The sequence below is a fragment of the Bacillus hominis genome (genome assembly GCF_030348325.1).
GTDB lineage: Bacteria > Bacillota > Bacilli > Bacillales > Bacillaceae_G > Bacillus_A > Bacillus_A hominis.
On sequence record NZ_JAUCFS010000005.1, the window covers coordinates 2,140,119 to 2,162,344 of the forward strand.

The window sequence follows — 22,226 nt, forward strand, 5'->3', positions numbered from 1 at the left end:
CCTATTTTACTTTTGCTAGAAGAATTCTGACGAGTCACTTCAATAATAAAATTGTTGCCATCAGCTGTTGTTCGAGTTTCCATTTTTTATCTCCTTTAGTTTTTTAACACAAGTATATCAGAGTGTAGTTATGTTTAATGTGAAAATTCAGAAAAATAAATAAATGAAATAAGCAAGCTAACCCTTTTATAGAATCAGCTTGCTTGGTAATTATGAATTCATCATATGAATGAGTTTATCGCCATCGATTAACTCAATGTTTTTATTCGCAGCGTATAGTCTTGCGTTCTTATTGAAATGACTCAATGTAACGAAATACCCTCCAATAGCATCAGCATCCACAATGGCACTATGAAGCTTCTGGATAAACGGCCTACCAATGGAGCTTTTTGTATAGCGTTTCACCTCAACGAATTTCATTTCTTTTCCTTTACGAAGAATAATATCTTTACCGCCATCATTAGAACCAGAAGTTACTTGGACTTTATAGCCAAGTGAACGAAAGAAGTCGGCCATAAAATATTCGAATTCTCTAGGGTTCATTACTTCTAAATTATTACGAGTCGCAGCTTTCATAATTTGATTTGAACGAATTTCTTCAGGTGTAACATTAGGGGTACTAATTATCGTACCGATGAAAAAAACAATCAAAAGCAATGCTATTGCCCAAATCATGTAATTCACCTCATTATGAGTATGCCCTAATGGTGATTATTCTACTTCTTCTTCAATCCATATTTCTTCTAATTTCATTTCCAGTGTACGAGCAATACGATAAGCGACAGGGAGTGTCGGAAGTCCACCTTTCACTAAATTTGTCATTGTTGATGTTGCAATCCCAGCTTTTTTAGCAATAAAACTGTATTTAATTCCACGTTCATCCAAGATTTCTTTCAAACGACTTTCCATATCCTCACCCTTTTTTTAGTTGTCCTACGAATTTTTTCTCGAAGGACAGGCAAAATCCTTCTTTCTAGGTCATATACCTTTATCAAGACCACGAGGAATACCAAGTGGAATCAAGGACATCAAGAAGGGAGAGGGCGCGCATGCGTTGGCAATATTCACATTTAAACGAAACACCTTACCTGTATCCATCAAAGGAATTGAGAAATATGTATAAAGGTTCTAGTGGTAAAAAAGAAACAAATGCGATCGTGGATCACATGGAAAGACATGAGGTTTTTAATAACCGCGAATATAAAGGATATTACCGTTTATCAAACGATATTATGGATGATCTATATGAAGATGAGGACGAAGTGTTGGAGTGGGGAGATGTTATAAACGAGTATCTACCTGTAATGACTCCAAAGGGATTACAACTCATTCGAAAAGAGGGATTCAAATGACAATCCTAGGAGAAGCAGTAGTGGTATGGACGGCAACTGGCTTGTCAGTTATTACGATGAAAGTCGCAGAGAAAATGGGGGAGAGTGTTCCACATTGGCTTCCACGTATGACCATGTACACAACGCTTACAGGCTCGTTCTTGTATCTTCTACGTTATGTTCTTTTCGCGTTTCTATAAGGGAATACCAACATGGAATTGTAGGACATTTACATGTCAGTGAGAAAAAGCATGTATCGCTATGTTCCGAAAATAAGGGATATATACCCATATAAAGGGTATATGGGGAGTGGAAAAAATGATTGAATTATTACTTGTTCCAGCTGCAAGTTTAACAGTGGCATTATTCGGTGAAAAGTTCAAAAGTAAAAATGATGATAAGCGAAAGATACAAGTATTCTTTGAGGTATCTGGAATCGCGATAAAAAGAGAAGATAAGCTGCACTATCCGAAATTTCAAAAGCAAATCGATGATGATCGTAGTACGACTTACGTGTACACTTTACCAGTCGGAATGCCGAGTAAAATTATTCAAAAAGTCGAGGATGTTGTGAGTGAGGGATTAAGTAAGCCGGTACGGATCATGTACGATAATTATAAATTGAACATCCGTGTGTTCAGAAGAGAAATTCCAAAGAATTGGTCATGGTCTATGAACTTAGTAACGAAAGGGAAATGGCTTGTTCCAGTTGGCCAAAGTTTAGAACGAATTATCTATCATGATTTCGATGAAACGCCGCATATGGCTGTTGGTGGATTAATTCGTATGGGGAAAACCGTGTTCCTTAAAAATCTGTTCGCTTCTTTATCGTTAGCGAATCCAAATCATGCTCATTTTTATTTGATTGATTTAAAAGAAGAAGGCCTTGAATTTAGTGAATATAAAAAACTGAAACAAGTCGAACAAATCGAAGAAACATCAGAGCAAGCGCACGGCATGTTGTTAAAGGTGATGGAGAAAATGCATGAACGAGGAAAATACATGAAAGAACGCGGTATTAAAAATATCGTTCATACAAAAGAGAGAGACCGGTACTTTATTGTAGTGGATGAAGGAGCAGTACTAGCCCCAGCAAAAGGATTACCGAGAGCTCATAATAAAATGCTTGAGGAGTGTCAATACATGCTAAGTCATATCGCGCGTGTTGGAGGGGCACTTGGATTCCGTATTGTCTTCTGTACGCAATATCCAACTGGTGATACATTGCCAAGGGTTATAAAGCAAATGGCGAATGCAAAACTCGGCTTTCGTTTGCCGACTCGTACCGCTTCCGAAGTAGTTATTGATCAGTCCGGGTTAGAACAACTACCATCTATTCCAGGAAGAGCTATATATATGAAGGAAAACTTCACAGAACTGCAAGTGCCGTATATTGATGACAAGGTCATGTGGGAACATCTAAAAGAATACGAGGTGGAAAAACATGAACATCCAGAGTCACATGAAAATCAACCGTCAGATGGCGATACTTGCGACGATTAGAAAGCTACAGTTTGCAACAAGAAGACATGTAATGAGTGTACATGATATGGGTGGTATCCGAAATGCAAATCGCATTATGGGAGATTTAAAACCATACGTGAGCAAGACGATGCAAGGAAAGGAATATGTGTATTATCTCAATAAAGAAGGGCACGCCATGTTTGGTGATGACGGGAGGGTTGTATCAAGAGGGAAATTAGCTCATGCATTATTACGGAATGAAGCATGGCTGCATTTATTTTGCCCGGACGATTGGCAGATAGAAACGGATATACGTTATAAAAAAAACGGTGAGAAAAAAAGAATCATTCCTGATGTAAAGTTTCGTGATGAAGAAGGGATACTTCATGCAGTCGAGGTAGATCGTTCACAGAAAATGAAAGTGAATGAAGAGAAGTTAAAAAAGTATGAAGAGCTTACGCAGATTTATAAACAGAAGCATAATGGAAAAATGCCGGTGATGCATTTCTTTACGGTAACGAAATACAGAGAAAAGAAATTTGAAGAGTTAGCAGTAAAATATGATATATATGTGAAGGTCTATGTGATTCCGAGTATATAAGAGTGTAACAAAAAATAACAGCCTTTACATAGAATTGTTATTTTTACATTCCAAATAAGGCTGTTTATTTCTTTAATTTAGAGATTTTTACATATTACGTGTAATAATTGCATTTTGATAATCGTTATCTAAGCTGAGCACGCTTCCATTTGGTCGATATTCTATGTGAAAGGTATTATGTTATTACTTATACTCAGGCTCTTCTTGTTCAATTAGCTGAAGACGAGGATTTAAAGATTCAATAATTTCTTGAGTTTGTTGTGCTGCACATTTATATAATTGTTTTGCTTGCTGGTTATCAGTATCAAGAACAAATCCTTCTAGGCATGCTTGAGCACCCTTTAATCCAGCGATAGTTTGTTTAAGTTTAGTGCTTACTGTCATGTAGTTTTTCCTCCTTGTAAATGCACTTCAAAATATAGAATGCCTATTTTGTAATCATAGTACGATTTCCAATTTTAGGGTTATTAGAAATGATAACCCTAAATTAGAGGTATGTGAATAAGAAATTTTACAGTTAATTATTTGAAGGAGGATTTTTTTAGCCAATAGATACATGGAATACCGTTAAGCGGTGTTATATTAACCTGAATAGAAAATTCATAGTAAGAACGTAATTGATTTACATATTCTAGGGCAAAGATTGGCTTCATGGATGGATATGGAATAGTTTTGTCCCGATAACAAAAACTAACAGAAAAAGAACGATAATATATAAAGGAGATTAAATATGCTGAAAAAGATGGGGAAAATTCTCCGAGCACTCCTCTTTGTATTTATTGGCGGATGTTTTGTTTTACTTGTTTGGGGTAAAATCGACAGAACAATAGCTGAAAAAAGTGGGAGATTTGACCAGCAGCCTAGCCAATACCCTATTCGTCAGAGTGATATTACTATGTATACAGACGGGAAACAGTTAAACAATCAATTATTCTCAGATATAAAGAAAGCAAAACATTACGTACATATTAACTTTTTCTCTATTGCTGATGATAAAGTAAGTCACCAGTTTCTAGAGTTATTGAGGCAAAAAAGTCAGGAAGGTGTAGAAGTATACTATGCAGTGGACAGGCTAGGTGGAGTTTTACTAAAGAAGAAGGAAAGAGAATTATTAGTTAAAAGAGGAGTGCATTTTACGTATTATAATAAGCCAGCTTTCCCTTATCTTGTTTCTTCTTTTGATCATCGGAATCATCGTCGTATTTCAGTTATTGATGGGAAAATTGGGTACATTGGTGGATTTAACATTGGAAAGAAATATTTAGGAGAAAAAGAAAAACTTGGTTACTGGAGAGATTATCACCTTCAAATACGAGGAGAAGGCGTTCAAGATCTAGAACACCAATTTGTGTTAGACTGGAAGAAAAACTCAGAGGAACCGATTCCGATACACAGTGCGATAAAGGAAAAGGGAGCAACCTCGCATCGATTTACTGCATATTATAGTGGAGAAAAGCTTGGGCAAGATTATGCAATGCTGTTTCAACAAGCAAAAGAATCCATCATTATATTAACACCTTATTTTATACCCAAAGATAGAACTATTTGGAACGCATTAGTAGATGCAAGAAAGAGGGGAGTCCGTGTCAAAATTCTGTTCTCACCTCATTCGGATGCACTGTTAGTTAAAGAAGCAGCATATCCATATATTCGAAAAGCATTAAAACAAGGGGTGGAAGTATATGGTTATAAAAATGGAGTGTTACACGGTAAAGTATTTTTGATTGATGAAAAAGTATTGATGGTTGGGACCGTGAATTTTGATTCGCTCTCGTTTCATTTAAATGAAGAAATGAACTGTTATATTCATGACCCTGTCTATATTTCGAAAATAAAACCAGTGATTAATGCAGACTTACAAAATTCAAAACGAGTAACATCCTCTGACGTCAATCAATTATCTATAAAAGAAAAAATGAAAGAAAAGGTTGCAAAAATGTTTGAGTATTATTTGTAAAAACAAAGGATTTTTATATTAAGGAGTAGTAAACTGCATTTTATTAGAATAAATTAAATTACTGACATTAATAAAGAAAGCTATGGAGAGGGAACATTGTTTTCTTCTCTTTTTTATTTAGATTATGTTAAAGGAGAATGTTGGTAATCATTTTTTTAAGAATATTTCAAATGTTAGTTTTGATATAAGGTGCATAATAGTAAAGGGAACACATACTATATAACAGCAAATAAAGTCTATGTGTATGTGAAGTAAGGAAAAGAAGTGAATTTATAAGATTAAGTTACTTGTCCAGCCATGGTGTACTTAACCGAAATACAGTGAGGAAAAAAATAAAATGAGAAAAATTAATGTTTTACCTAATAATCTATTGAATAAATATAAAGGTATAAAGAGTGGCCTAGCGTAATGTTTTTGTGATTTTTTGTGAAAGGTCTTTCCTTGTGCATTTAAATAAGGGATTATTGCTGCAAGAGATATATGTGTCAATTTAAAAAAATCTGTATGGATATCTTCTTGATAGGTTGGTTATATTAACGGTTGTGGAGGTGACAAATAATGGATAAAAATCAACAAGGTCATAATAAAACAATTTCTGGTGCTAGTATTCAAAGTGCAAAACAACAAAATGCTGGCTATGGTACAGAGTTTGCAACTGAAACAAATGTAAACCAAGTAAAACAACAAAATGCCCAATCAGCAGCGAAAAAATCACAAGCTGCTAGTGCTGGTGTTCAAAATGCAAATGCTGACTATGGTACAGAGTTTGCAACTGAAACAAATGTAAATCAAGTAAAACAACAAAATGCTCAATCAGCAGCGAAAAAATCACAAGCTGTTGGTAAAAATCAGGGCACTGATCAATAACAAAGAAAAATACTCCTCGATTCAAGAGGAGTATTTTTTATGCTGTTTTAATGGGAGTGCCGCTAAATAAAAAATAAATAGAAGAAAAAGACTATTCCAGATGTGAGATATCGAGATGAGGAAGGAGTACTTCATCCCATTGGGGTAGAGCGTTCTCAAAAAATGAAAGTAACTGAAGAGAAATTAAAAAAGTACAAAGAGTTCACGCAAATTTATAAACAGAAATACAACGGAAAAATGCCAGTCATTTATTACTTTACGATTACAAAATACAGAGAAAAGAAACTGGAAGAACTAGCAGCAAAGTACGATGTGTTTGTGAATGCGTATATAATAGAAGAAATATAAAAAAGTGCTAACAAGTTTGCAAACGAACTTGCTAACACCTATACGAAATAGACATAAAATATCGCTGATATGTCATTTATAAAAACTAGCTTATCCCAGTAGATAGCAATAAATAAAAACAGTTATAACTACACATAGTATACAAGGAATATTAATTTTAGGAGGTGCTTTAATTGAAGTGTAAAAAAATGCTTTCTATATGTATGACAAGCATATTTACAGTAGGACTGCTATTTGGGTGTAATACAGCTCAAAAGGATGAACAGGAGCCAGACCCAACGGAGGAACCTTCTGAGCAAAGACAACAGGATAAGAATAAACAGAAAGATCCTTCTGAAGAACGAAAGGAAAAAGAAAATAAAAAATAAGGAAAAGTAAAATGTACCTTCAATTATTAGAATAAGTCTAATAGTTGGAGGTATGTTTCATTTCTAAGTATAAGAAAAATAGAGTTTTTTGTTGAGGAGGGCAGTAACTTAATTTTTATTAAGATTAATGTTATATACAGAATTAAAAGCTATAAAGATGTTTAGAATATCTTAGATGCTATGTATTTGTTATCTTTATTTTTTAGTTTTTGCTAGTAGATTGTTGTTTTCTTTTATATATCAGTACGAATCTTAGCAGCCAATAAATGTGAAATGACAATGTTATTTCGCATCTAGATGTAAAGTTTCGTGATGAAGAAAATATACTTCATGCAGTTGAGGTAGATCGTTCGCAGAAAATGAAAGTGAATGAAGAGAAGTTAAAAAAGTATGAAGAGCTCACGCAAATTTATAAACAGAAGCATAATGGAAAAATGCCAGTCATTCATTTTTTTACGGTAACAAAATACAGGGAAAAGAAACTGGAAGAGTTAGCAGCTAAGTATGATGTGTTTGTGAAGGTGTATGCAATAGTAGAAATTTAATCACGGGTAAATATATGGTGAAATATATGAATTAAACATTTTGACTTACAATAATAACTAATTATAGGTATTAATTTCAAGAAATGAATAAATCGCCTTTTTAAAGGCGATTTATATTTGTTTCATTCTCTTGATAAATAAGTACTTGTTTACTAAAAAAATGTTCTACATTAACGTGTTTCTGGATCTTTGTCTTTTTTTCTAAGACCAAATAATCCTAATAGTCCTAATAAACCAAGCCAAGTCCAATTATTATTTTTATCACGATTATCATTTAGGTCATTTGTCGTATTTACATTTCGAGTTCTCACATCATTATTAACTCTATTCATGTTATTGTCATTAACTCGAGTTGAAATATCAGTATTATTAACTCTATTCATATTATTTCCATCGTATTCAGCATGGGCATTTGTACCTAAAAACATAATAGCTAATACTAAAACGCTTAAAATAGATGATAATTTCTTCTTCATAGTTTTCCCCTCCTTTCTTATGTATTAATTTCTCCAGTTATTTTGTACATTATTCGTTTAACAGTTTCTAAACCTTAAGGCTAAAATTATGAGAAATATCTTTAATCTCCAGTATTAAAAGTACAGGTAAATACAACGAAGCGGTTAACAAAAGTTAACCGCTTACTCCATGTTATGCTTGATCAGATTGAAGAACATGTAAAGGAGGAGGAATAATCCAACCTTTTTTCTTATTTAATCGTAGTAAAGTAGCACCTGCTTGTGCTTTTTTCATATGGAATTGTCCAAACATCATTCCTACATCTTCTCGAAGAGATTGTCCCATAGCTTGACTACATGCTACTAATCCAGCAGCAAGATCCATAGAAACTTTAGCTGCAATTTCTGCGTCATTAATACGAGCACCAGGAGGAATTGTTTCAATAGATGCAACTGGGCGTTCTGGAGGTGCTGGTGGTAATGCCACCCCATTTAATTTCAACAAGTTTTTTAATTCTTCAACTTCTGATTGGATATCATTTTCTATAAGGTTTTCTAAAAATTTTTTTAAGTCCTCGTCTCCGGTATGATTAACGAGAACTTGGTAACCAGCAATTGCACCTTGCGCCCCTGCAAGATAACTCCAAAGCGCAAAAACTTCTCCGTAATGCATTGGTTCATTTTGGGGATTGCCACTTAGTACTCCCATTTTAATATGCCTCCTTAAAATGAATAAATTTTTTGAAAGACTTTTTATCAAAGAAAAAATGGTTTTAAAAATGTTCCGTAATAAAGAAAATAGGTTTCTAAAGTTCATTTGGAACACCCTAACTACAAATAATACTTTCTCAAACTATAATGTACAAATGTAAAGAATATATACCATGTAATTTAGGATAGAAATATTAATTCGATTTAGTTTATAGATTATTGAATTTAAAAGATGAAGTGAAAGGAAAAGAAGCTGTAACCATTCCTTTTACCGTTTTAACTCTTGCATACACTCTTGTACAAGAGTTACCTGACTTATAGTAGCACCACCACCAAATGCAGCTGTCACTCCCACCGCCTCAAAGATCTCCTGTTCTGAAGCTCCTTGATCTAGACATCCTTTAATGTGATAAATGATACAATATTCATCCTGAGAATAAAGGCTAATACCTAAAGCAATTAACTGTTTTTGTTTTTTTGATAAGGTGCCTTCTTTAAAGCATTCCTCTGTAAAGGAATTAAATTGTTCGGCAAGTTTAGGCATCTTCTCAGTAAATAAACCCAAACCATACTTATAATGAAGAAGTGCAGATTCTGTAGAATTTTTACCTTCAAATTCCATATTTAATCCAACCCCATTTCTCATATTTTTAAACAAAAGTTAGTATGAACCTATTGGGAATGGATTAAACAAAAATGATATTTATATCAAGGTGAGTGAAAGAGGAGAGGGGAATTTAGAGGCATGATATAAAAAAGAAATTAACTAATAGTATTACACACACGATATGGATAATCCATCGACTTCTGTAAAAGGAAATGATGATATGGAAAAACAGAGTGTAGTCAATATATTAAATGCCTTTCTAAAAGAACAGTACATGGGTATTCATGCCTATGAGCATTATATAGAGAAGTTAAAAGATTCACAAATAAAACGGGGATTTCAAAGAATACAACAAGATTACAAACAACATGCCTTAAAAGTAGCAGAAAGAATACAAAATCTTGAAGGAGTACTGGTTGATAATGAAGGAATCGTTGGCTCTGTTCAAGGTTTGATAAGTCAACTTACAGTACCAGATACAACAGAAGGAATTGTAAGTAGCGCGTTAAAGGGCGAAGGTTATTATGGCGTCAAATATCAGAAGAAATTGTACAAGGTGATTTGGATCCAGAAAGTTTTATGTTAATACATGATATTTTAGATAAAGATAGAGAACATGTAAATGTATAAAAACAACTTACGCATTAATATTTTTAGTTACGCTGTATCATAATTAAAAGAAGATAATTAAAATAACTCCACATATTTTCACAAGGAAGGAAAATACTAATACGTGTTTTAGTACTTTAATTCCAAAGTATTAAAGCAGGATTACTAACTGCGATACTAGGAGGACGTTACTATGAATATTCGTGAAGGATTAATTCCAACTACATTAGGTACAGCAGTTACAGCTGTGGGTTATGCCTTAAAGCAAACTCGTGGATCTAATAAGATGATTGCAAATACAGTATTTGGATTTGGTTTAGCCCACGTTGTTTTAGGTGTAATTGATCTTGTGGAACATCGTCGTTAGAAGAAAGGGCAAGCACATTTTGATGCTTGCCTTTTCATAGTTCTTAATTTAATTCATAAATTAAGAACTATGAAAAGGCGGTTACATGCTCAATATGTATACAAGAAGGATTTTGTTATCCAGGCTAAAGGAATGGGCTCATTCATTTCAAAAATTACCGACTGCCAAAGGAATATTAAAAGATCCTAATATGCCTGCCTTATCCACATATGTAAGGCATTTTGGTAGTTGGAATGAGTCTCTAAGGTAAGCTGGGTTCCAACCAAGAAAAAAAGGTAGATAAAATGTGAAAAATAAACAAAGCAGTCAGTTCAATAAACTGTCTGCTTTGCCCACTTGCTATGAAATTTCAGGTATTTATATGAGCTTTTTAACGGATTATATGTATTACTGAATACGGTATATTTATCACGTGCAGTAGATGCTTTACGTACAAAAAGCGTGGACATTCCAGAGGAATATTTACAACATATATCGCCACTTGGATGGGAACATATTACATTGACAGGTGATTATGTGTGGAATTTAAACCCAAAAACAAATTGTAATAATTTGTGTCCAAATTTATGGTGACCCCTATGTAGAAGAAATATAAAAAAGTGCTAACAAATTTGCAAACAAAAATGCAAACTAAACGAATACTTCTTAGTAATGGTAAGAGGGAAATGGTCGCTGATATGTCCTCTAAACCCTTATATATTAACGATTATTAACGTTGCATAACAATGCATAAAACGTACTACTTCACCCGCACGCAATCCGGGCACCATGTAGTAAAGAACTTAACAACTACTGGCTCCTCGCTTGCGATGATGTCTTTGAATTCCTTGTCAGACTTGATTTCTCTCATGTTTTGTTGCTCCTTTTTCACTTATAAGTTTTGGGATAATTTAGGTGGTGTTTTTGCTTGGAAACGAAAACTTCTAACGAGAGTTTTTCTTTCCGAATAATTCGTTTGCAAATTAATCCACCGCAGTTTCCTGAAGTTCTGGTACACCATGTGAGTAGGTGTCCAGTGTGATACCTACTCTTTTATGTCCTAATCGTTCACTAACAATCTTCGGATGAATACCTTGTTTCAACATTAATGTTTCGTGGTTATGTCTCAGATCATGGAACCGAATATCAGGAACCCCACTTTTCTTTATAAGCTTTTTCCAGAGCTGTGTCAAACTTCTGAAATTGCAGGGGTTACCATTTTAGGTTGGGCAAACTAAATCATAATTAGTATATCCATTGCCATACCGTTCTTTTTCTTCATTTATCTTCTGGAGATGTTCTTGAAGAGACTGTAAAGTAATTTCAGGTAGAACAATTAATCTCTTTCCTGTAGATGTTTTAGGTTCATGAAATTCTTTGGTGATATGAGAGAGGGAACGGTTAACTGATAAAGTTCTTCTCTCAAAATCAATATCCTTCCATAAGGAAAGTACGCAGTATAAATAAAAAAGGACGAGCAGTCGTACCTGCTGTCCTTTATAGGAGAAAAATTATTCTGGATTAGAACTACGAATAACCAGAAAACGCGCTTTTAACTAGTGTTGTCAAAGATGTAATAATCTATGCAACAAATGAACTTAGAAGGAATTCAAAACACCAAAATGACTCGTATTGGTATATCGGCTCAAAAGTAGTATATGTAAAACGAAAATTCTTATACAAAAAGCAGACAACAATTTTGGTTGTCTGCCAGTGAGTCGAATGAGTTAGCTAATTGTGATAAATTGCTTTCCCATTACAAGAAGAGTGAAGCTGCTAGTCAAACAGCTTGTAGATAGTATTTTCGAAATCTTAAAAAATATACAGAGAAAGCAGATAAGTGAAGAACCTACCTGCTTACTACTGTAAAAAAAGAAAAAAGTACCAGCCGTGGATTGAGCGGCTTGGAAGTAGTATGTATTGATTTGGAAAAATTATTCAAGGGGTGAAGAGAAGAATGGCATCGATAGTGAATAGTGTATGTGAAATAATTCGGTTAATGAGTAAAACGAAAGTAGAACGCATCCAAATCATATACGAAATTGGCGATATTATTGAGGAGAAATGCAGAAGGTGTTATTACAATCGTTCGGAAAAAGAGTGTTTCAGTATTAGTGTCTGTCAAAATTGCCCGACTGGCCAAGAATTACGTCAGTTGGGTAGATACCTTGATACGCAGCCGAGAAATCGTGGTGGAAAACGAAAAGATATACCCATTGGGCTTACTCCGGAGCGTGTACGCGAATTGAATCAACAAGGCATCCCAGATAAAGATATTAGCATTATGTATGATCGTAGCCCCTCTTATGTAGGGAAAATGAAACAACAATGGAAGCAAGCTGGTGTTTGGAAAGGCCCGACTGATACGAGAGAAATAAAAAAAGGCTAGGATTGCTCCTAGCACTCAAAAAGGAGTTGAAGTTATGGGGAATGTGACAGAAAACCCTTATTTCCTGTCGCACCTTGCGCCTTGATTATATAACGTTTGCCAAACAAAAAGTGCGAACGACAGCAATCTTAACACACCTTTTATGTGATATTCGTATAATTCAAGTTTTGGATGAATGCTAAAATTAATGAATAGGGGAAGGTACACTATGTTTTGGTTAGGATGTTCTTTAGGATACGTTGTAGGTTCGGTTATTACATGTACGCTATTCTATTTTGGTTTTAGATCTGAAGAAAGTAAAAAAGCTGATATGCAAAGAAGAATGATAGATGAGTCGGAAAAGAAAGCGCGGTAAAATTTGAATTTTGTTAAGAAACGAAATGGTTAATAACTGTGAATGATTAGATGATAATCGTGAAAAGACAAAAGAGCCCTTTATAAGGATTTTGTTGGTGTGTTAATCTAACAATCACATTCGTAATCACGGTAATATTCATCGCACGAATCATTCTTATCATTGCAGCAGATGCAAAAAGTTTTTTGGATCAAAATATCAATAAAATCAAGGATTTCAGTATTATTTGTGAGGGTCAGATTTTGGAAATCTTCTACTTGAAATACTCTTGTTTCATCTGGGACAAGGGTGGCGATAATTGGTGTGGGGGACCTTCTTGTTCGAATAGTTACTTCAATCGAGCTGACATCACTGGGAACAGATATTTGAATTAATGTTTTATTGTGGTTATTAGTGAAATCTTCAAAAACTCTTCTTGAAGCGCCAGGAGGTACGATAATAGTTAAAGGTAAATTTTCAGTTGGGGTGATATTTGAACCAGCTATGGTATGAGTTTCGATATAGCAGTTATCTTTTTGACAGTGAGAATACGATGGTTCTTTATAATCCTTTTTACAATAATCATTTTGATTATTGCAGCAGATACAAAATGTTTTTTGAATAAATATAGAAATGTTGCTATTGATATTAGTATTATTTGTGAGAGTGAGGCTATGGAAATCCTCTACTTGGAATACCTTGGTTTCACCTGCAACTATTGTTACAGTAATCGGCAGACGAGAACTTCTTGTTCGGATAGTTACTTCAATTGGTTGAGAAGTACCAGGAATGCGAAGATCAAGTAATGTTTTATTGTGGTTATTGGTGAAATCTTCAAAAGCAGTTCTTGTAGTGTTAGCTGGTACGTTGAAATTTAAAGCTGTATTTGAACCAGTTATTGTATGGGTTTTGATAAAACAGTTATCTTTTTGATGGTGCGCATACGATTGTTTTTTATAATACTTTTTACCACCTTTATAAAAATAATCAGCCATATGTCCCTCTCCTTGTAGTTTTGTCTATATATATTATCTGGAAAACACAAGGCAAGATTGGACAAAATGGTATTAAGTTTTTTGTATAGGAATTTCATTTTGTAAAAAAGGGGAATTGATATGTGTACTTATTGGGAAGATGCAGTTAAAGAATTATTTAAGAAGCAAGAAAAGGAACGAAATAAAAGAACAGCTAGCAAAAGCTAACTGCTGTACTTAATTTATGGCTTATTCCAAAAAAGAGACATACCACCAAAATATAAAATTATTAAAAGGACAATTACTATGAAAGCAATTAAAGAAACTTTCTTCCAGAAATTTTTCATTAGTAGACCTCCTTTATAGAAAATATTAACATCTATCGAAAATTTGAACAAAATAATCCTTTGAATAGAAAGAGAGGTTAGGATCAATGGAAAATAACATTAAACTTTTAGGTGACGATGGGATGCTAGGAATGGAGTACAAGGAAAGAACGATTCGTGTATATAACACAGAAGGCAATCTGATGGAATTACTTTCAACGAGAGCACAGACTCAAGAAGTAATCGATTTTCTTGAAGAATGTAAAAAGGAAATGAAGTAAAAGTTTAGCAGAGTAGATCGAACGGAGGGGAACCGTATCGTATGAATCAATTGTCATTTTTTGAAGACATCGATGAAAAGGAGATGCGTAGACTTGTGGTGAAGGAGCTGAAAAACTACAAAGCATTGTGCGTCCGGATGAAAAATCAAGAAGAACAGGCTCAAGCGGGGGGCATCGTTCTTTTTCCTAAAATGAAAGGTGACGATAAGAATCATGAGATACGTTTTAAACAAACTGAACGGACGTTACAATATGCGCTTGATGAAGATGAACGCAAGATAATTGAAATGAAGTACTTGGGAAATCGGAAGGTTAAAGATTCGTTTGTGTACAATGAGTTGATGATGAAACGTGATCCGTTTTATCAGAAGAAAAAAAGTGCTATTCAGTTGATAGCTACGGCTTTGGGGATTATATAAATTTAGTTTTGTAATGAGATTGTTCTACTTTATTGCATCCTTCTCCTGCCTAATGGTGGTTTTTTATTTAGAATAATCAATTGAAATTGATTATAAATAGGTCAATTATTATAATAGATTTGTATAATTTTGTATGGAGAAAAAATAGAAATCATATAATTGAGTGGTTTGGAGGAAGTTGAATGGGTGGAAAAGAAGGTTCAAGAGGATATCTTTATCAATCTATTGCTACTGTTTTGGATTCATTATTGGATGAAAAATGGATTACATATACGAAATTGGCGATATTATTGAGGAGAAATGCAGAAGGTGTTATTACAATCGTTCGGAAAAAGAGTGTTTCAGTATTAGTGTCTGTCAAAATTGCCCGACTGGCCAAGAATTACGTCAGTTGGGTAGATACCTTGATATGCAGCCGAGAAATCGTGGTGGAAAACGAAAAGATATACCCATTGGGCTTACTCCGGAGCGTGTACGCGAATTGAATCAACAAGGCATCCCAGATAAAGATATTAGCATTATGTATGATTGTAGCCCCTTTTATGTAGGGGAAATGAAACAACAATGGAAGCAAGCTGGTGTTTGGAAAGGACCAACTATTTGTAGTTTAAACAAGCATTAATTAATTAATTATACAAACAAAAAAAGAGCACTTTGTATAGGTGACATGATAGGGCGTGCGTAATGATCAAGATAATTACTTGCCTTTATTTATATGTTTTAAATAAAGGCCCTTTTCGTATAGATTGTTGTTTTTTTGCGATGAAAATAAGACCTTAGATTAAATCCAGGTCTTAAGTATTTATGAAAGCTTTCTTCGTATGGCGATATTAATCTTCAACACGATTTCCAAGTCCAAACAATAACCTAAATAAATGCACAAGGTAGAATCCGAAAATCAGCTTTATAAATATAAATATTTACTAAAATTCTATTTTTTGTGCATATTACCATTTAGAATATTCTTGCATTTTCTAATATTTCGTTTGATTTGCTGATTTTCAAAAAAATAAACCTCTGTACCTGCCCAAATAAAAACCCAACACACAATGCTTAATACTCCTGCAACATAGGCATGAGTGCTTGAAAGTTTCAAGAATATTAACCCAACAATAATACCAAGCACAAACAAAACAATAGCCTTTTTGACATTTCTCGCATATGTATATTCCTCTTCGTTCAAGAGGTTAGAAAAAGTGTTAAATGTGGCAGTCTTCAATGACTTTTCGTCAAAATCATTCTGACCTGAAAAAAATATTTCTACTTCTTTTCTTTTGCCACTGTGCAGCTTTGACAAAATAAAATCTTCAAGGTCAGAGCTTAGGTGAACATCATCTGAGCTATAATATCTTGAAAACGGAGTATCAGTTTCATCTAAATAAATATTTATACTTAATTCATCTTTCATGTTAACCCTCCTTTAAATCCAATTTACTAGTTGAAAGTCAACCTTTTATCAGTATGGTCAAGATAGCAACAATTCTTACGAAAACAGCGTAAATAAAAAACAGAACAGAATCCTTATTTAAACATAAAAGAGCGCTTTCCAATGCGCTCTCTGACCAAAATTAATATTGAAAAAGAATACCACATGTTATCGTATGTATGCTTCTTAGGGGTGTGTGGATTTAATACAAAATCGTTATTTGAGAAGGAAGAGAACTAAATGGAAAAATTGATCTATGATTTTGAGTTAATGATACAAGATGGTGATTTGAAAGTAGGAGATGAAATTTATGCTCCTAATGATAGAAAAGCGGAAGTACTATCAATTAAATCAATTAAAATCTTGGGTTGGAAAGTAAAGATTAAAGGAAAAGACAAGTTAAAAAGGCTATAACAAAAACGCTATTTGAATAAAGGCTAGTGAACCAGTTTTTAACACTCACTGAAATTAAGAATCATAACATACTTTGTAATAACTTATATGGAAGTGAGTTGAATAATAATGTTTTATTCATATTTTGATACCCGAGCTAGAATGCGTCCGTATGGTACGGCGGGTATTACGTATAGCGGAGCACAAAGTACAATTCACGCTGTTCAACAAGCGTTACAAGCACAGCAGCAAATGCAGCAAGGTATACAACCGTACTATTCATCTATGGAATATTATTACCCAATGCATCATATTACGCCATATGGAATTTCTTTTTCAACAATTCCATATGGAACTGTATACAATTTATAAAAATATACGGGGGAATAAATTTGAGTATTTATATAAGGGCGCAAGTACAGAACGCTCTTATAAGAAATGATATGTGTCTGATGAATTAATATTCAATTAAATGTGTAATTTAGATTAATATAAAAATTTTATTTTGTAGGGTTATTTATATATGAAAAAGAGCACTTAATAAAGTGCTCTCGTGACGAGTTTCGTTTTCTCAAAGAAAGGATACGCCATATCATACGGTTTTTTTCAAAATGTGCTGGGATAAATTAATTAGTATTTGAAAAAAGAGCAGCTAGCAAAAGCTAACTGCTCAGTCTTGAAGGAAGTCTCGAATAGTACGGTTACACACAAGAGATTTCCGGCTGTTTACCAGCTTATCTACAGTATGGACGGAATATTGAGTTTTATTCAGAGGGAGATACTGAAGGAATGCTTGTTAACTCAATGCATATCCAACAACCAAAGTAAGTGTTAAAAACACTGATAATGAAAGTGTTAGTAGAACTGTTACTATGCTTCTAAGCATTGAAATCCAATTATCTACTTTAGAGAATCCTTTCATACCAGCAAAAAAAGTTCCTATAAACGAAACGAATTGGATTTGTGAAAATTGTGCCCAAATTATGCATGAACAATGTATTGAAAGAGATGAATAGAATCCTTTACATCTTATTCCATATATAACAAAGCTGGTTAGCTTCTGATTCAAGCGCTATTAAATGATTATTATTAATAGAGTTATTCGTATACATTCTGTTCTTTTGGATGTTAAGGACCGTATAATTCACATCGTTATGTTCATTTGAAAATGTTGATTCATTTAATAATGTCAGTGTTGAGTTGATGTTGTATTTATCAATTCGCTCTTTTTTTCCTTTGAAAAACAGTTTGATAAGATGCGGCTCATCATTAATGAGCAAACCGAGTTCAGGTGATGAGCGGACGATTAAATCATCTGATATCCAACGTGATTTACCTGGATCGAACCAAGAGACGTCTTTGTTTTTAATAAATTTTTTGTACTGCTTTATAACATCAATGTAGTTTTGCTTTTTCTTCTGATCAACCGTTTGTACTAATGTTTCAAAACATTCAAAAGGTAGTTCGTTTTGATGAAATTTAATAATAGTGTCTCGTAATTGTTTCCAGTAATCAAAAGCTGGTTGGTATTCAGGTTGAGATTTTAGATTTTTTACAAAGTTTGTTTTAGCTGCACTACTTTTCAGTGTGAAGTCTAGAAATTGTGTAAGTCCTACTTTAATTTCTGTCATATTACACCCCCGTAGTATTTATATTTAATACTATCACTATTTATGAATTATTTGGATTGAATTGTATTTTAAAACTACAGTTGAATGCATCGAGGAAGAGCTCGGTATCGTTGTTTGTAAGCTGCAGGGGTTCCTGAGTGTGCGTAATGGTTTCTATGTAAATAGATGAGTTTTTCTCACTTATCTATTTACATAGAAATTTCATTTTAATACAAAGGGGAATGGACATGAATAATACTCTAGATATCTTGCAGAGTTCAATTAACTTATTAATAGAAGTTAGAGATTGGATGTATGTCATACCAAATGCTAATTCAAGGGGATTTAGTACTGACAAAGAGTATTGGTTTAATTATGAAGACTTTAAGATGTTTAGAACATCAGAAGAAGTTGGTATAGCTGTTAAAAATGATACGGGAGCATTTGAACATTTCAGCTACAGTGAATTTTTATCATTCTTTGATCGTAAATAAAAGAGCAGCTAGTAAAAGCTAACTGCTCAGATTCATAATATTATTCCAAAAGTATTATTTATTCTTTCTCGTCTAATGCTCGTGCAGCAATTTTGACTTTAGAAAATGCACCGCTATTGTTTCTAAATACAATCTGGTATCTACCATCAGGGAGCCAGTCCGACCATTCAATGCTGAATTCATTTATAGTTTGCTGTCCAGGTGTTAACTTACCATTCGATAACCAACCGCCTTTAGAATTGTATAGATCATAACTGAAAGTTTCATCACCAATGTTTTTTATGAAAACCCTTAGGTCTTTTCCTCCTTCATGATAAAATTTAAAAATTCCTGAACCATGAAAAGTGTACTCTTCATTAGCTTCTAAAGCATATTGAATCGGCGGAAGTTGTGTTTTGTTAGGCTCAGTAATTTTAGGAATTACATTTATTTCTTCAGTTGCCGCGAATGTTGAAGTTTGACCTACTCCGATAAGAGAAGCAGCAATTACAGGGATAACTAATAATTTTTTCAAGATAAACACTCCTTATGGTTTTTAATTGAGAATTAATCTCAAACACATAATAACCAATTAAGATGAATGAGTTAATAAATAAATGTTATGTTTTACAAAAGTAATCAATAATTTACAGGTAACCCAACATATTGATAAAAGTTAATATAGAGTTTTCGCGTTGAAAACCTAACAAAATAATCCTTTGAATAGAAAGCGAAGTTGGAAGAATGGAAGGTAACGTAAAGTTTTTAGGTAATGATGGAATGTTAGGGATTGAGTACAAGGAAAGAAAAATTCGTGTATATAATACAGAAGGCAATGTAATGGAATTACTTTCAACAAAAGAACAGGTTCAAGAGACTATCGATTATTTAAAAGAATGTCAAAAAGAAATGAAATAATGTCCTAAATAGTAACAAAATCGAACGGAGGGGAACCGTATCGTATGAATCAATTGTCATTTTTTGAAGACATTGATGAAAGGGGGATGCGAAGACTTGTGGTGAAGACGATGGGAAAATGCAAAGCATTGTGCGTCCGGATGAAAAAACAAGAAGAATAGGCTCAAACGGAGGGCATCGTACTTTTTTCTAAATTGAAAGGTGCCGATAAGAATCATGAGATACTTTTTAAATAAATTGAACGGAAGTTAAAATATACTCTTGATGAAGATGGGTTTGTTATACTTTATTATATTTTACTATTTTTAATTCTATTAAAAATAGTAAAAACCCGTCCAAACTTTTTAAATCTATTTTACATAATATATAGTAAAAAGTTTAAAGGAGGGAAATTAGTATGTCTTATTATTACTACTGTAAGTATTGTAAGGATTACCAAAAGAAACAGCATGATTGTCACAAAAAAAGCAGTAAGTGTTATGACAAATATGATGGCTATTATGAAAGATGCGATAAAAAACAAGAGGAAAAACCTTGTGTTAATGTAAAAGTGGATTGTTGTTGTGATGATAAGGATAAGCTTGTAAGGGCGTCTGCGTTTAGAGCTATAAATACAGTGAATCAAAATGTTCCAGCTAATACTTTTGTTAAAGTTTTATTCCAAGATGAACAATTTGATTTAGCGAATGAGTATAATCCAGTTACATCAATTTTTATTCCAAAGACAAGAGGCGTTTATTCTGTTATTGGAACAATTGCTTTCATTCCTAATAACCTAAACGTAAATTATAGAGCGCGGGTAGAAATTCGTGTTAATGGAAATCCAGCAATTGCAATAGATAATGATTTTTTTGGTCCAATAAACTTTGCTAATGTTGTGGCTGTTTCATCAATACTTCAATTACATGCAGGGGATTCAGTCGAAATTTTTGCACAAAGTAGCGTAGCTGGAGTTATTAGTAATGTAGAAGATAGTACGCATTTTGAAACTGCAAGATTCCCGTCTCCAAAAGTATAAGTTGTAAGTAATTTCATATAAGGACATTCCAAAATTTATACTTGCCCTGTACAAGAACGGATGATTTATTTGTAGTGCATGAAGTATTTTAACGGTGTCCAAGCTGTTTTGAAAGTACTGGATAAATTAACGATGTACTATTAAATAGTGTCTGATGATTGTAAATGAAACAGTCGAAGAAGAGTAGCGGTGTATGCAAAAAGAAATACATGATGTTCAGGTAAAGAAAGTCAACTGGTAAGGGGATCTTACCGATTTAGTTTATGAAAAAAGGCCCTGTTGTCTCCAACAGGGCCTTTTCTAAAATGGCAAAGAGTAACTCTTACCTTACTCCTTGTCCATAGAATACACAAAAATCTTACGCTTGTACAGGTCAATAATTTACAATAATAATATTGGAATATAATGCTTAAGAATAATTCTAGAGGATAGAAAAATATTTTGTATAGAGTATATTGTTGATTTTAAAGGGGATTTAAGAGATTGTTATCAACTTACCGGTAATAAAGAGATATTGAAATAATAAAATATGAAATGTTACATATCTCACTGAACAATATAATCTATTTAATAATAATAAAATTGCATGGAGGAATTTTTTCTGAAAATCCGAGTTGATGAAACTAGATAATTTGCATTACTGATATAACCGGAATGTTACATAAGTGCTTTGTTTTAAAAGTTATACTTTCTTTTCGCTTTGCCTGATGGTGAAGCATTCTTATTTTTTGTAATAGCAACAATTAGTTTAAACTTTTCAAATCAAGCTTGCATAGTATGCAGTAATAGAGTAGAAAGGAGCGCTATATATGTCTTGTTATTACTACTGTAAGAATTGTGAGAGTTACAAAAAGAAAAATCATGATTGTTGTAAAAAAAGAAGTGATTATTATAATAAGTGCGGTAAAAGATGTGATGACTGTTCTTGCGATCATAAGGAGAAAAACCTTGTAAGAGCATCTGCTTTTAGAGCTGTAAATACAGTTGATCAAAACCTTCCGGCAAATACTTTTGTTAAAGTATTATTTCAAAATGAACAATTTGATTTAGCGAATGAATATAACCCGGCAACATCAGATTTTACTCCGAAGACTAGAGGCGTTTATTCCGTAATTGGAACGATTGGTTTCTTTCCGAACGATACAAATGTAAATTATAGAGCGCGTGTAGAAGTTCGAGTGAATGGAAATGCGGCGATTGCTATAGATAACGACTTTTTTGGTCCGATAAATTTTGGGAATGTCGTAAGTGTTTCAACAATACTCCAATTACATGCAGGTGATATTGTTGAGATTTTTGCGCAAAGTAGTATAGCTGGGGTTATTAGTAGTACAGAAGATGGTTCTCATTTTGAAGCCGCAAGATTCCCATCTCCAATAAAATAAAAGAGATGTTTGTGATTTATGGACTATTTTTTTAAAAAAGGCTCTACCGTATGGTAGGGCCTTTTAGTTAA

Annotated in this window: 29 protein-coding genes and 7 pseudogenes; 24 read left to right on the forward strand and 12 right to left on the reverse strand. The window is 33.4% G+C overall.

Going from position 1 to position 22,226, the window contains the following annotated elements; translation table 11 throughout:
- Nucleotides 1-210: 210 nt before the first annotated feature.
- Together QUF93_RS13465 and QUF93_RS13470 are read right to left on the reverse strand one after the other, a co-directional pair.
- Nucleotides 211-675 carry a restriction endonuclease gene (locus QUF93_RS13465; RefSeq protein ID WP_133059337.1) on the reverse strand — a complete coding sequence of 155 codons (465 nt, stop codon included), beginning with the start codon at nucleotides 673-675 and terminating at the stop codon, nucleotides 211-213.
- Between the two features lie 36 nt (nucleotides 676-711).
- A complete protein-coding gene (locus QUF93_RS13470) occupies nucleotides 712-909 on the reverse strand; it encodes a helix-turn-helix domain-containing protein (RefSeq protein ID WP_088058710.1) in 198 nt (65 codons plus the stop codon).
- A gap of 140 nt (nucleotides 910-1,049) precedes the next feature.
- Between QUF93_RS13470 and QUF93_RS13475 the strand changes: the two genes are divergently transcribed.
- The 4 genes from QUF93_RS13475 to QUF93_RS13490 all read left to right on the forward strand — a co-directional run bounded on the left by QUF93_RS13475 (nucleotide 1,050) and on the right by QUF93_RS13490 (nucleotide 3,396).
- On the forward strand, nucleotides 1,050-1,352 hold the full coding sequence (locus QUF93_RS13475; RefSeq protein WP_088058714.1) for a hypothetical protein: 303 nt from the start codon (nucleotides 1,050-1,052) through the stop codon (nucleotides 1,350-1,352).
- Complete coding sequence (locus tag QUF93_RS13480) at nucleotides 1,349-1,531, forward strand: hypothetical protein (protein WP_088058716.1); 183 nt, start codon at nucleotides 1,349-1,351, stop codon at nucleotides 1,529-1,531. Before QUF93_RS13475 ends, QUF93_RS13480 begins: the two co-directional genes overlap by 4 nt.
- Before the next feature lie 118 nt (nucleotides 1,532-1,649).
- Nucleotides 1,650-2,834 carry an FtsK/SpoIIIE domain-containing protein gene (locus tag QUF93_RS13485; protein WP_289375358.1) on the forward strand — a complete coding sequence of 395 codons (1,185 nt, stop codon included), beginning with the start codon at nucleotides 1,650-1,652 and terminating at the stop codon, nucleotides 2,832-2,834.
- A 31-nt stretch (nucleotides 2,835-2,865) separates the two neighbouring features.
- On the forward strand, nucleotides 2,866-3,396 hold the full coding sequence (locus QUF93_RS13490; RefSeq protein WP_234812541.1) for a replication-relaxation family protein: 531 nt from the start codon (nucleotides 2,866-2,868) through the stop codon (nucleotides 3,394-3,396).
- A gap of 183 nt (nucleotides 3,397-3,579) precedes the next feature.
- Here the strand turns inward: QUF93_RS13490 and QUF93_RS13495 are convergent, their stop codons facing one another.
- A complete protein-coding gene (locus tag QUF93_RS13495; RefSeq protein ID WP_088058722.1) occupies nucleotides 3,580-3,780 on the reverse strand; it encodes a DUF1657 domain-containing protein in 201 nt (66 codons plus the stop codon).
- 346 nt (nucleotides 3,781-4,126) lie between these two features.
- On the opposite strand from QUF93_RS13495, the gene QUF93_RS13500 reads away from it, so the two are divergent.
- The 5 genes and pseudogenes from QUF93_RS13500 to QUF93_RS13520 form a co-directional block, all read left to right on the forward strand.
- The gene (locus QUF93_RS13500; protein ID WP_088058724.1) at nucleotides 4,127-5,353 is read left to right on the forward strand and encodes a phospholipase D-like domain-containing protein; all 1,227 of its coding nucleotides are present in this window, start codon (nucleotides 4,127-4,129) and stop codon (nucleotides 5,351-5,353) included.
- A 558-nt stretch (nucleotides 5,354-5,911) separates the two neighbouring features.
- Complete coding sequence (locus QUF93_RS13505) at nucleotides 5,912-6,220, forward strand: gamma-type small acid-soluble spore protein (RefSeq protein ID WP_088058725.1); 309 nt, start codon at nucleotides 5,912-5,914, stop codon at nucleotides 6,218-6,220.
- A gap of 81 nt (nucleotides 6,221-6,301) precedes the next feature.
- Nucleotides 6,302-6,568: pseudogene (locus QUF93_RS13510) on the forward strand (replication-relaxation family protein); the annotation flags it as partial.
- A gap of 173 nt (nucleotides 6,569-6,741) precedes the next feature.
- Nucleotides 6,742-6,933 (forward strand): annotated as a pseudogene (locus tag QUF93_RS13515) (hypothetical protein); the annotation flags it as partial.
- 299 nt (nucleotides 6,934-7,232) lie between these two features.
- Nucleotides 7,233-7,481: pseudogene (locus tag QUF93_RS13520) on the forward strand (replication-relaxation family protein); the annotation flags it as partial.
- A 170-nt stretch (nucleotides 7,482-7,651) separates the two neighbouring features.
- Here QUF93_RS13520 and QUF93_RS13525 read toward each other — a convergent pair.
- The 3 genes from QUF93_RS13525 to QUF93_RS13535 all read right to left on the reverse strand — a co-directional run bounded on the left by QUF93_RS13525 (nucleotide 7,652) and on the right by QUF93_RS13535 (nucleotide 9,269).
- The gene (locus tag QUF93_RS13525) at nucleotides 7,652-7,957 is read right to left on the reverse strand and encodes a WGxxGxxG family protein (RefSeq protein ID WP_088058729.1); all 306 of its coding nucleotides are present in this window, start codon (nucleotides 7,955-7,957) and stop codon (nucleotides 7,652-7,654) included.
- Nucleotides 7,958-8,129: 172 nt separating this feature from the next.
- On the reverse strand, nucleotides 8,130-8,645 hold the full coding sequence (locus QUF93_RS13530; RefSeq protein ID WP_002119162.1) for a DUF3231 family protein: 516 nt from the start codon (nucleotides 8,643-8,645) through the stop codon (nucleotides 8,130-8,132).
- Nucleotides 8,646-8,915: 270 nt separating this feature from the next.
- Nucleotides 8,916-9,269, reverse strand: coding sequence for a carboxymuconolactone decarboxylase family protein (locus tag QUF93_RS13535; RefSeq protein ID WP_088058731.1), 354 nt, complete (start codon nucleotides 9,267-9,269; stop codon nucleotides 8,916-8,918).
- Between the two features lie 205 nt (nucleotides 9,270-9,474).
- On the opposite strand from QUF93_RS13535, the pseudogene QUF93_RS13540 reads away from it, so the two are divergent.
- The 4 genes and pseudogenes from QUF93_RS13540 to QUF93_RS13555 all read left to right on the forward strand — a co-directional run.
- Nucleotides 9,475-9,884, forward strand: a pseudogene (locus QUF93_RS13540) (ferritin-like domain-containing protein).
- A gap of 172 nt (nucleotides 9,885-10,056) precedes the next feature.
- Entirely contained in the window at nucleotides 10,057-10,230 is a 174-nt protein-coding gene (locus tag QUF93_RS13545; RefSeq protein WP_002119171.1) for a hypothetical protein, read from the forward strand.
- 94 nt (nucleotides 10,231-10,324) lie between these two features.
- On the forward strand, nucleotides 10,325-10,480 hold the full coding sequence (locus QUF93_RS13550) for a homing endonuclease associated repeat-containing protein (protein WP_232297175.1): 156 nt from the start codon (nucleotides 10,325-10,327) through the stop codon (nucleotides 10,478-10,480).
- A 137-nt stretch (nucleotides 10,481-10,617) separates the two neighbouring features.
- Nucleotides 10,618-10,803, forward strand: a pseudogene (locus QUF93_RS13555) (Tn3 family transposase); the annotation flags it as partial.
- A gap of 172 nt (nucleotides 10,804-10,975) precedes the next feature.
- Here the strand turns inward: QUF93_RS13555 and QUF93_RS13560 are convergent.
- Both QUF93_RS13560 and QUF93_RS13565 read right to left on the reverse strand, forming a co-directional pair.
- Nucleotides 10,976-11,080 (reverse strand): annotated as a pseudogene (locus QUF93_RS13560) (thioredoxin domain-containing protein); the annotation flags it as partial.
- Nucleotides 11,081-11,192: 112 nt separating this feature from the next.
- Nucleotides 11,193-11,690: pseudogene (locus QUF93_RS13565) on the reverse strand (site-specific integrase).
- Nucleotides 11,691-12,208: 518 nt separating this feature from the next.
- Between QUF93_RS13565 and QUF93_RS13570 the strand changes: the two are divergent.
- Together QUF93_RS13570 and QUF93_RS13575 are read left to right on the forward strand one after the other, a co-directional pair.
- Nucleotides 12,209-12,598 (forward strand): hypothetical protein, encoded by a 390-nt coding sequence (locus QUF93_RS13570; RefSeq protein WP_434476097.1) that lies wholly within the window; start codon nucleotides 12,209-12,211, stop codon nucleotides 12,596-12,598.
- Between the two features lie 208 nt (nucleotides 12,599-12,806).
- A complete protein-coding gene (locus tag QUF93_RS13575) occupies nucleotides 12,807-12,953 on the forward strand; it encodes a hypothetical protein (protein WP_289375362.1) in 147 nt (48 codons plus the stop codon).
- A gap of 107 nt (nucleotides 12,954-13,060) precedes the next feature.
- On the opposite strand, the gene QUF93_RS13580 is transcribed toward QUF93_RS13575, so the two are convergent.
- Complete coding sequence (locus QUF93_RS13580; protein WP_289375363.1) at nucleotides 13,061-13,927, reverse strand: exosporium protein D; 867 nt, start codon at nucleotides 13,925-13,927, stop codon at nucleotides 13,061-13,063.
- Between the two features lie 412 nt (nucleotides 13,928-14,339).
- Here QUF93_RS13580 and QUF93_RS13585 point away from each other — a divergent pair, with 412 nt between their 5' ends.
- From QUF93_RS13585 to QUF93_RS13595, 3 genes are all read left to right on the forward strand, one after another.
- Complete coding sequence (locus QUF93_RS13585; protein WP_289375365.1) at nucleotides 14,340-14,513, forward strand: hypothetical protein; 174 nt, start codon at nucleotides 14,340-14,342, stop codon at nucleotides 14,511-14,513.
- 41 nt (nucleotides 14,514-14,554) lie between these two features.
- Nucleotides 14,555-14,932 carry an ArpU family phage packaging/lysis transcriptional regulator gene (locus tag QUF93_RS13590; protein WP_289375366.1) on the forward strand — a complete coding sequence of 126 codons (378 nt, stop codon included), beginning with the start codon at nucleotides 14,555-14,557 and terminating at the stop codon, nucleotides 14,930-14,932.
- Nucleotides 14,933-15,191: 259 nt separating this feature from the next.
- Entirely contained in the window at nucleotides 15,192-15,554 is a 363-nt protein-coding gene (locus tag QUF93_RS13595; protein WP_289375368.1) for a hypothetical protein, read from the forward strand.
- 309 nt (nucleotides 15,555-15,863) lie between these two features.
- On the opposite strand, the gene QUF93_RS13600 is transcribed toward QUF93_RS13595, so the two are convergent.
- Nucleotides 15,864-16,340: a hypothetical protein gene (locus QUF93_RS13600; protein WP_212936669.1), complete on the reverse strand. Its 477-nt coding sequence runs from the start codon at nucleotides 16,338-16,340 to the stop codon at nucleotides 15,864-15,866.
- A 258-nt stretch (nucleotides 16,341-16,598) separates the two neighbouring features.
- On the opposite strand from QUF93_RS13600, the gene QUF93_RS13605 reads away from it, so the two are divergent.
- Together QUF93_RS13605 and QUF93_RS13610 are read left to right on the forward strand one after the other, a co-directional pair.
- The gene (locus tag QUF93_RS13605) at nucleotides 16,599-16,772 is read left to right on the forward strand and encodes a hypothetical protein (RefSeq protein WP_002119185.1); all 174 of its coding nucleotides are present in this window, start codon (nucleotides 16,599-16,601) and stop codon (nucleotides 16,770-16,772) included.
- A 108-nt stretch (nucleotides 16,773-16,880) separates the two neighbouring features.
- Nucleotides 16,881-17,123 carry a DUF3947 family protein gene (locus QUF93_RS13610; RefSeq protein WP_002119188.1) on the forward strand — a complete coding sequence of 81 codons (243 nt, stop codon included), beginning with the start codon at nucleotides 16,881-16,883 and terminating at the stop codon, nucleotides 17,121-17,123.
- 650 nt (nucleotides 17,124-17,773) lie between these two features.
- Here the strand turns inward: QUF93_RS13610 and QUF93_RS13615 are convergent.
- A complete protein-coding gene (locus QUF93_RS13615) occupies nucleotides 17,774-18,382 on the reverse strand; it encodes a hypothetical protein (RefSeq protein WP_289375369.1) in 609 nt (202 codons plus the stop codon).
- A gap of 248 nt (nucleotides 18,383-18,630) precedes the next feature.
- On the opposite strand from QUF93_RS13615, the gene QUF93_RS13620 reads away from it, so the two are divergent.
- Complete coding sequence (locus QUF93_RS13620; RefSeq protein ID WP_289375370.1) at nucleotides 18,631-18,855, forward strand: hypothetical protein; 225 nt, start codon at nucleotides 18,631-18,633, stop codon at nucleotides 18,853-18,855.
- 58 nt (nucleotides 18,856-18,913) lie between these two features.
- Here the strand turns inward: QUF93_RS13620 and QUF93_RS13625 are convergent, their stop codons facing one another.
- On the reverse strand, nucleotides 18,914-19,369 hold the full coding sequence (locus tag QUF93_RS13625) for a hypothetical protein (protein ID WP_289375372.1): 456 nt from the start codon (nucleotides 19,367-19,369) through the stop codon (nucleotides 18,914-18,916).
- 209 nt (nucleotides 19,370-19,578) lie between these two features.
- Here QUF93_RS13625 and QUF93_RS13630 point away from each other — a divergent pair, with 209 nt between their 5' ends.
- From QUF93_RS13630 to QUF93_RS13640, 3 genes are all read left to right on the forward strand, one after another.
- The gene (locus QUF93_RS13630) at nucleotides 19,579-19,752 is read left to right on the forward strand and encodes a hypothetical protein (RefSeq protein ID WP_289375373.1); all 174 of its coding nucleotides are present in this window, start codon (nucleotides 19,579-19,581) and stop codon (nucleotides 19,750-19,752) included.
- 397 nt (nucleotides 19,753-20,149) lie between these two features.
- Nucleotides 20,150-20,770, forward strand: a complete 621-nt coding sequence (locus QUF93_RS13635) for an ABC transporter permease (protein ID WP_289375375.1) — start codon at nucleotides 20,150-20,152, stop codon at nucleotides 20,768-20,770.
- 809 nt (nucleotides 20,771-21,579) lie between these two features.
- Nucleotides 21,580-22,155 carry a C1q-like domain-containing protein gene (locus QUF93_RS13640; protein ID WP_002119206.1) on the forward strand — a complete coding sequence of 192 codons (576 nt, stop codon included), beginning with the start codon at nucleotides 21,580-21,582 and terminating at the stop codon, nucleotides 22,153-22,155.
- Nucleotides 22,156-22,226 lie beyond the last annotated feature (71 nt).